This window comes from Helicobacter salomonis (genome assembly GCF_900197775.1).
Lineage (GTDB): Bacteria > Campylobacterota > Campylobacteria > Campylobacterales > Helicobacteraceae > Helicobacter > Helicobacter salomonis.
Genome location: NZ_FZMA01000045.1, coordinates 1 through 7,100 on the forward strand (window position 1 = coordinate 1; position 7,100 = coordinate 7,100).

The following is a 7,100-nucleotide window of genomic DNA, read 5'->3' on the forward strand; positions in this document are numbered from 1 at the left end:
TTAAGCACCTCTGAGGTGAGCTTATTGGGGATTTGATCGACGATAATCAAACTCTCCCCATATTTGCGCACTTCTGCGAGCATGTCGCTAAAACTCTCCACCCCTAGTTTTTTATTGGGGCTATCTGTGTAATCTACCTTGCTTAGTAAGCGGTGCGCCTCCTCGATGAGGGTGATGTGTTTAAAATCCTTCCCCTTATCTTTATATTCTTGGTGCTTGATTTTTAATGCCTCGTTGATTTGGATCAAAATAAAGCCCATGATCAACGATTTTTCCCCCCCGTTTTTGATTTCCTCCAACTCTAGGATGACATTTTTTTCGAGCAAATCCACAAAGTTAAGCCCGCGATCGTTATTGAGCAAGATGGCTTTAGAGCCCACTAAAAGCCCTTGTAATCTAGCGTTGATCGAGCCGATGTAATCGTCTTTGAGGCGTTGATCAAAGCCCTGTTGCTCTACGATCTTGGTGGTTTTATGGTAGAGATCGCTTAGAGTGGGGAAGGCAAAGACCCCCTGATCAAAGGGGTTTGTAAAGCGCGTATTGGTGCTGGTGTTAATATCCCAGCCATAGTCTTTATAGCATTCATAGAGCGCGGCTTCTATGATTTGGGGGATGGCGGCTTCCATGTCAAAGGCGGCTTCAATATTGGCTTTAATCATCCCCACCCTAGAGGTGATATTCTCATGGGGAAAGAACTCAAAGGGGTTGAGTCTAAAGGGGGCTAGCTTGGAGTTGCCCAAAGTGAAGACTAATAAATTCTGCTGAAACTCACTATCTTCTAGCAAGGCGCGATACTCTGTCTTGGCTGGCTCGATCACCAAAAAGGGCATACCAGCACTCTTAAGCAAGCTTTGACAAGTGGTGGTCTTACCCGAGCCTGTAACCCCAGCCACAAAAATATGTTTGTCTAGCCAAGATTTTTGCAAATGCACGGATTGCTCTAAGAGTTTCCCACTTTGCACCATCTGCCCTAAGTTTAAATGCGCCCCACTAGCAATCCCCTTTTTAGTGTTTAAGCCAAATTCCACTTCTTCGCGCAGGGGCAAGCCTACTACTTCTTTTTTAGGTAAGGTAGCAATCACGCCTAGCTCACTGGTGGAGAGCCAGCTAGATTGGGTGGCTAAATCCCTTGAAAACAAGAGGCGCAAAGCCTGCGCATGCTTGCCTTGTTGAGGGAGAGAAATTTGAGAAATTTGAAAGTTTTTTAAGCCTTCAATTTCGCAGGCATCGCTACTCTCCTCTAAAAATTGCATTTGTAAGGGGGCTTGGTTATTCTCATCTCCTGAAAAGATCGCCCTAATCGCTCCGCCTAACTTGCTTAAATTCCCCTTTTGCATAGCGGCTAAATAAATGCAGGTATGAAATAAACCTTTGCTACGCCCAAAATTGAGCCGTTTTAAAAGCACTTCATCGAGGTATTTCATCCACTCGCTGGCTGTCTTATTGGTATGATCGATACTTAAAGTCTCGCTAGTGTTGGTGGTGGTGCTATTGCCCTTAGTTTCGCTTTTGTTGGTGGTGTTGGTGGTGGAAGTGCCCTGCGTTTTTGTCTTGGTGTGAGAACTGCCTCCATTGGCACTATCGTTAGTGCTGTAATTGTTATTGCCCTCTGAATTGTTAGTTTGCGTGCCTGTCTGTTTGCTCCAACCCTCGTTTTTGGCATCTGCCTCTGACCATGAGCCATTAACCCCTTCCGCTATAGAATTTCCCTTATTTTCTGAATAATTTTCGCTAGTGCTACTCCCCTCGTTTTTTTGGATGGATTGTTTGGCCATGGGGGCTAGATCGTTGTAAAATTTAAATAACTCGGATTCTAGTTGGTTAGTGTAAGCCTTGCTAAAGGGCTTGGCTAAAATCAGCAGAGCAAAGACATCTCCGCTCATAATATCAATGAGGCGATCGATTCCTTGAAAATTTTCTTTGTCTTTATAAAGGCTAGGCACGCCGTCCATGCGCGCAAATCTCTTCATGTTGCGGACTTGATCTAGTAAGATATTTTTATGCTCCTTTTCTACCTTGATCACCTTAGAGCCCCTAAAATTGCCCTCAATGCTGGGTTTGAGTACTCTTGTGGCTAAGTCATCAATATCTAATTCTAGGTTACCTTGATAACTCTTATCCTTAACCATCCCTACAAAGAAAGACACCCCATTAGTATCGCCTAGAATCAAATACACCAGCAATGCTCCCTCCATGCGTGCCATGCTGATCACATTTTCAAAGGCTTCCCTGCGAGGGCTGTCCTTTTCAAAGGTGAGTTCTTGGATGTGGTAAAGGTGAATATCGCGCGCTTCTAAGTGTGCTTGAGTTTCTAGGGTTAGCACTCTGCCTTGATCGTAATAACCTCTAATGAGGGTTTGGTAATCTGTGGTGTTGATGTTACTCATAGTTCTATCCTTTTGGGTCGTTTAAGATATGTTTCGTTGGTAATCCCCTCTTGAGTTGCTACGACAAATTCAAAGGCATTAGGGCTTACCAAGCGTATAAAAATAAAGGCATCGGGGTTATCTACACCTGTTTCTAGGGTCTTTTTCTTAATGGTGGGGTCGGTCAGGCTTAGGGTATGTGTGCTCTCTTGGGCGGTGTAATAGACTTCAAAGTGGCTTTCAGAGGCATCGATGAATTTTACCCGTTGATTATAGTGCTGGTTGCGCGCCACTAAAAAATGTGAAACGCCTTAATGTCCCTAGCACTATCGCTCTTAGAGCTAAAGTAGGCGTTAGTGGCATGCACAAACTCTCCAAAGAAATTTTCTACTCCTCTTTTATGCGCGCTTTAAAGAGGGCTAAGATTTCTTGGGCGTTAAAATCTAAGCTCTCACCTGCTTTCGGGTTGCCTCCACTATCAACAAGATTGAGTTTTAGCACACCCTCGTCTTTAAACTCTCCGCCCTTCCAAAGAGGTCTTAACTTTTTATCAGTTCTTCAGTGTTAGCCCGTGCCTCTTGGGATTGGCTGAGTAAAATTTCGCTCCCCGGGAAGGGCGCGCCCTCTGCGGGTTTTTTAAAAGGAAAGTGTTTTTGTAACAACTGATCTTTATTTTTCTTAAAGACCTCAAAACTCGCTAATTCTAATAGATTCTCTCCGCCCAAATAGCGATCGCCTCCTGCGCCAAAGTGTTCTAAGATATAGTCATAACGGCTCGATTCAGGGGCTTCTTTAAAGAGTCCAAAGTCAAAATCTGTGGTCCCCCCAAAGTCAAAGACCCCATAATAAACCCGCTCATCTGCGCTAGGCTCAAAGCCATAGCCCTCTAAAGCCATGATCGCATAAGCCGCTGGCTCACTTGCTGCCCCCTCTTCGACCTTAAGTTGCTCTACCACACCCTGCGCATGTAGACTATTTGGTAACGATTTAGCCAAGCCCTTTTTAAAACTCTCCAAGATCATTTGACGCACTTCTAGCTCGTAAGTTACCAGGAAAGAGAGCAAGTAATTTAGAAAAATCCCATGGTGTTGGTTATTGATGTAGAGCCCTAAATAGTAGGCATAAAGCTCAATGGAGTTAAGGTCATCTCCCCTTAAGTCTAAACTGCCCTTGAGTTCAAAATGCGCCCCTTGCTTGTCCGTAATTTGGAATTTTTGGTGTTTGTTGCCAGCCCATTGTTTGAGTTTTTCAAGTAAGAGTTATACTCGCTAGATTTGGCTTGCCCCATATCGTCATTAGCGGCATGTGAAATTTTGACATCATTCCATTTTGTCTTAGGGCGACCCGCTTGGGCTTTGTAGTGTTGCAAAAAGTGTGTCAGGTTTTCAAAACTAATGATAGTGGGATTTTCATAATCGCTTTTCTTAACTTCAGAAAGATTTGTCGCTCCTATACGCATGGGGTGAATCTGTGCACTCTCTTCTTGGTAACCACCACCGTGCTAGCCGTGCCAAAATCAATCACCACCAGCCCGTTTTTGAGTCGGCTTTGGGGTTTCTAGCGATGGCAGGGGTTTTAAAGGGCAAAAACACCCCCTTTGTTCGCCCCCTGTTTCCAAAGCTCCTACAACCCGCGGTTAGCATCGGTGAGAATTTTAGGATCGTAGGCTTTGATGGCTGCACGCTCAAAATCAGCCTTGGTGAGATTGTCAAAATAGTTCTCTGGAGCTGCGAGATTGGCGGTGATATTTTGGGCATGTTTGAGCACCCATTCTTGTATCCCAGCATTCCACTCAAACGCCTTTAAAATGGCATAATCTCTGCTATTAGTTAGGGAGGTGGGGAATTGGATCACAATGCTTGGCATGGCTTGTTGGTAGGCTTGTTACACAGCTCGCTCTGTATCCTGCTCTTTGTTTTTGAGATAGGCTTCAAGCATGCTTTTTAGTAGGTTTTTTTGATCTGTGGGGAGTCTGCTAAAGCCATAATAGTCACTAGCGATGTAGTCCTGCATGTCTTCGGATTTTTTGACCTGATCTGCTAGGCTTTTTTTCAATTCTTTCAACTACCATTGCGCTTGTAAATAGTGGGCACTCACCCTAGATTGGGACGCGGTGTATAGCCACTTAAAGATTTTTTTAAGAGAGTGGGGAACAGGCACAAGGTCTAAGTGCCAAAAGTAAGAATCATGGGGTAGATGTAGATATTTGTATTCCAGTGTGTTGTTTGTTCCAAGATACCAGTAGTAATCCCAATCTTCTTTCATATGACCGCTACAAGAATCATCCAAAACTTTTAAATCATTACGGTGGATTCGGATGACATTTGTTAATTTTTGCATGGTGTCTTTGTGTCTTAAAATGGGGAGTTTAGGATAAATACTTTTAATGGCACACTCTGCTTGATTTTGGTTAAATTTCACATCATGATAGGCACCATCTGCATGTCCAACCATGAGTGCATGTAAGGGGGTTGGAATAAAGTAACGATCCTCACGATAATGACGCTCCCAATATCTATCAGCCCACCTAAATTCAGTGGGTCTATAGACAAACCCAAAAACTTGTGCTTTAGGCAAATAAAAGGTGGTTTCATCGAGGCTTACCACCTCTTGGTTCTCCACACTTTGTTTAAAAATCTCAAAACAAGCATTAACATGCTTAGTAAAAGAATGCTTAGGGTTTGAAAGGTTATCGTTGTTCTCAAACTCTTTCCAACTTGCGTTCATCTCTGTCTCTAGATGTTCTTGAGTGAGATAAATGCCCTTGATGGTCTTAGTGCGTTCCATAGCATCCTCTTTAAAGTTTGATGACAGATTGGCGTTTGACTTCACCGGTTCTAGCGTGTTTAAAGCCCCGCAACAACACTTGGGTAATTTTGCCGCTCGCATTGGTGCTAGAGCGGTGGCGTTGGTGCTTGGTGGGGTCGTAAGTTTGCCCGACTTCTAAGGGGTCTAGTTGGTAGAGGGTGGCTTGTTCGTAGTAGGCAAAGAGGGCGTAAAAGATTTCTATGAGGGTTTGCGCGCCCTCTGTGTCGCTTTTAAGTGCATTGTTGGTGTAATCCCAAATGATGTCGATATTTTTACCCTGAATACCGGCGGACAAAAAGCAAGTAGATCGCCCTCTTTAAAGAGATTAGATAAGCCTTGTTTCACACTTATAGGCAAAGTTAAAAACAATTCGCAAGCTTTGACTTTGTGTCTATCTAATCTGAGTGGGCTTGCTTTAAGGCTTCTTGCGTGCGCTTTAACTCTGTTTGTTTTTGTCTGTCTGCCTCTTGCAGGTTGAGTAAATCTTGTTCTAAAGTGGTTAGTGTTAGTTTAAAATTAATCCTTCACCAATACATGCAAATACTCAATCGTGCTCTCTTTAGTGTGCATGCGTTTGGAATCGGCCTTGAAGCGGGTGTAATCTTGACTTAAAATGCGATAGCAACCGCATCGGCCAAAGAGATGGGCGATTTCCTCCAAGCTTAATAAACCCTCATCGTTGTAGCTTAAGAAAATAAAGCGGGCATCAGTATTTTTTATCACATGCTCTAAGCTCTGGTAAACAAGGTGTTTTTTGCACCAGGTAGATTTTTCATAACTTCTTAACCCCGTCTTGCCCTGCGGAGTAAAGTCGTCATAAAGGGCAATACTATTTAGCAGATGATAATTAGCCCCGTATTCGCGCTGGTTATAAGGTGGGTCTAAGTATAAAATGTCGGTGTGTAGGCACTTGATAATCTCTTCAGCGTCTGCGTTGTAGGCATAATGAGGGTTGGAGCTCAACTCTAGGGGAGCAGGGGTCAAACAGAGTTCCTGTCGTGCGCTTTTTTTGAGGTACTTTAAAAACGCCCCATAGACAGAGGCGGTATTAGCCACTTTATCACTAGCCTCTAAAAGTGAAGTGAGCAAAAAGTAATACTCGGCCTCATTAATGGCATGCTCTGCTTGCCACTGAACAATTTGGGTGCGCATGGCATCAATTTTCATGGCATTGTAATCGCTAAAATACTGCCGCCCTTCCCCACCTCCTAAGGCGTAGTGTTGGTAAATTTTGCCTTGAATAAGGGGCAGATGATTTAACTCAGCAACGAGGGCTTGCGCGCGCCCTAGGGGCTGGGTGTTTTCAATGTAGTGTTTGGCCAATGCAAAGCTATAAAACTCCTTGTCATTGCTGATAACCTGCTTAACATGGTTTTTAAACAGCCGTCCCACCGCCGCTGTGCCGGAAAAAAGGTCGGTAAAGATACAATCAGATAGAGCAACCCCGCAAGTTTGCAACACCTCTTGGATATTGCTAAATAAAAAATTAGAGAGCTTGCGCTTAGAACCTATGTAATTCACGCAGGGCAGTCACTCCCGCTCGCAAGCAGATCTGATATTATGGACATTACAACATAGATTGTAGGGCATTCCGTGGTAGGCTGGCTGCATCGCCTAGCATTCAACGCCACACGGCAAGCTAACAAAGCTGAAACAAATGGCAACGTCACCCATCTCAACCCAAAAACCATGTACAGGGTAAATTTTACTTGCAGGATGATGGGTAAAACTAAGCACCCTAAAGTTTAAAGGATTGCTACTTAAAGATGCATGACTATATATACCTGTAGGACACCTGAAAATAACCTGCACCCACTCTCTGCTATGCACCAGAGACTCCATATTCTCCTTACTATACACTTTTACAACCACCTTACAACGCGCCTGCTTCACCACATCGTCCAAGTTAACAACTCCCCTAGCTTA

General features: G+C 43.9%; 9 protein-coding genes. All 9 read right to left on the reverse strand.

Annotated features, from left to right (window positions below):
- The coding region (locus tag C6H04_RS06810) for an ATP-binding protein (protein ID WP_104732718.1) at nucleotides 1-2,387 on the reverse strand (2,387 nt) is incomplete at its 3' end.
- The gene (locus C6H04_RS06815; protein WP_104732719.1) at nucleotides 2,384-2,659 is read right to left on the reverse strand and encodes a hypothetical protein; all 276 of its coding nucleotides are present in this window, start codon (nucleotides 2,657-2,659) and stop codon (nucleotides 2,384-2,386) included. The genes C6H04_RS06815 and C6H04_RS06810, both read right to left, overlap by 4 nt.
- Nucleotides 2,660-2,905: 246 nt before the next feature.
- On the reverse strand, nucleotides 2,906-3,430 hold the full coding sequence (locus C6H04_RS06820) for a hypothetical protein (RefSeq protein ID WP_158653829.1): 525 nt from the start codon (nucleotides 3,428-3,430) through the stop codon (nucleotides 2,906-2,908).
- A gap of 95 nt (nucleotides 3,431-3,525) precedes the next feature.
- Nucleotides 3,526-3,825: a hypothetical protein gene (locus tag C6H04_RS06825; RefSeq protein ID WP_104732721.1), complete on the reverse strand. Its 300-nt coding sequence runs from the start codon at nucleotides 3,823-3,825 to the stop codon at nucleotides 3,526-3,528.
- A gap of 164 nt (nucleotides 3,826-3,989) precedes the next feature.
- A complete protein-coding gene (locus C6H04_RS06830; protein ID WP_104732722.1) occupies nucleotides 3,990-4,232 on the reverse strand; it encodes a hypothetical protein in 243 nt (80 codons plus the stop codon).
- Between the two features lie 18 nt (nucleotides 4,233-4,250).
- Nucleotides 4,251-4,430: a hypothetical protein gene (locus tag C6H04_RS06835; protein WP_104732723.1), complete on the reverse strand. Its 180-nt coding sequence runs from the start codon at nucleotides 4,428-4,430 to the stop codon at nucleotides 4,251-4,253.
- The gene (locus C6H04_RS06840) at nucleotides 4,431-5,153 is read right to left on the reverse strand and encodes a hypothetical protein (protein ID WP_104732724.1); all 723 of its coding nucleotides are present in this window, start codon (nucleotides 5,151-5,153) and stop codon (nucleotides 4,431-4,433) included. It abuts the gene before it with no gap.
- 10 nt (nucleotides 5,154-5,163) lie between these two features.
- On the reverse strand, nucleotides 5,164-5,469 hold the full coding sequence (locus tag C6H04_RS08200) for a hypothetical protein (RefSeq protein WP_104695270.1): 306 nt from the start codon (nucleotides 5,467-5,469) through the stop codon (nucleotides 5,164-5,166).
- 221 nt (nucleotides 5,470-5,690) lie between these two features.
- The gene (locus C6H04_RS06850) at nucleotides 5,691-6,695 is read right to left on the reverse strand and encodes a DNA adenine methylase (RefSeq protein ID WP_104732725.1); all 1,005 of its coding nucleotides are present in this window, start codon (nucleotides 6,693-6,695) and stop codon (nucleotides 5,691-5,693) included.
- Nucleotides 6,696-7,100 lie beyond the last annotated feature (405 nt).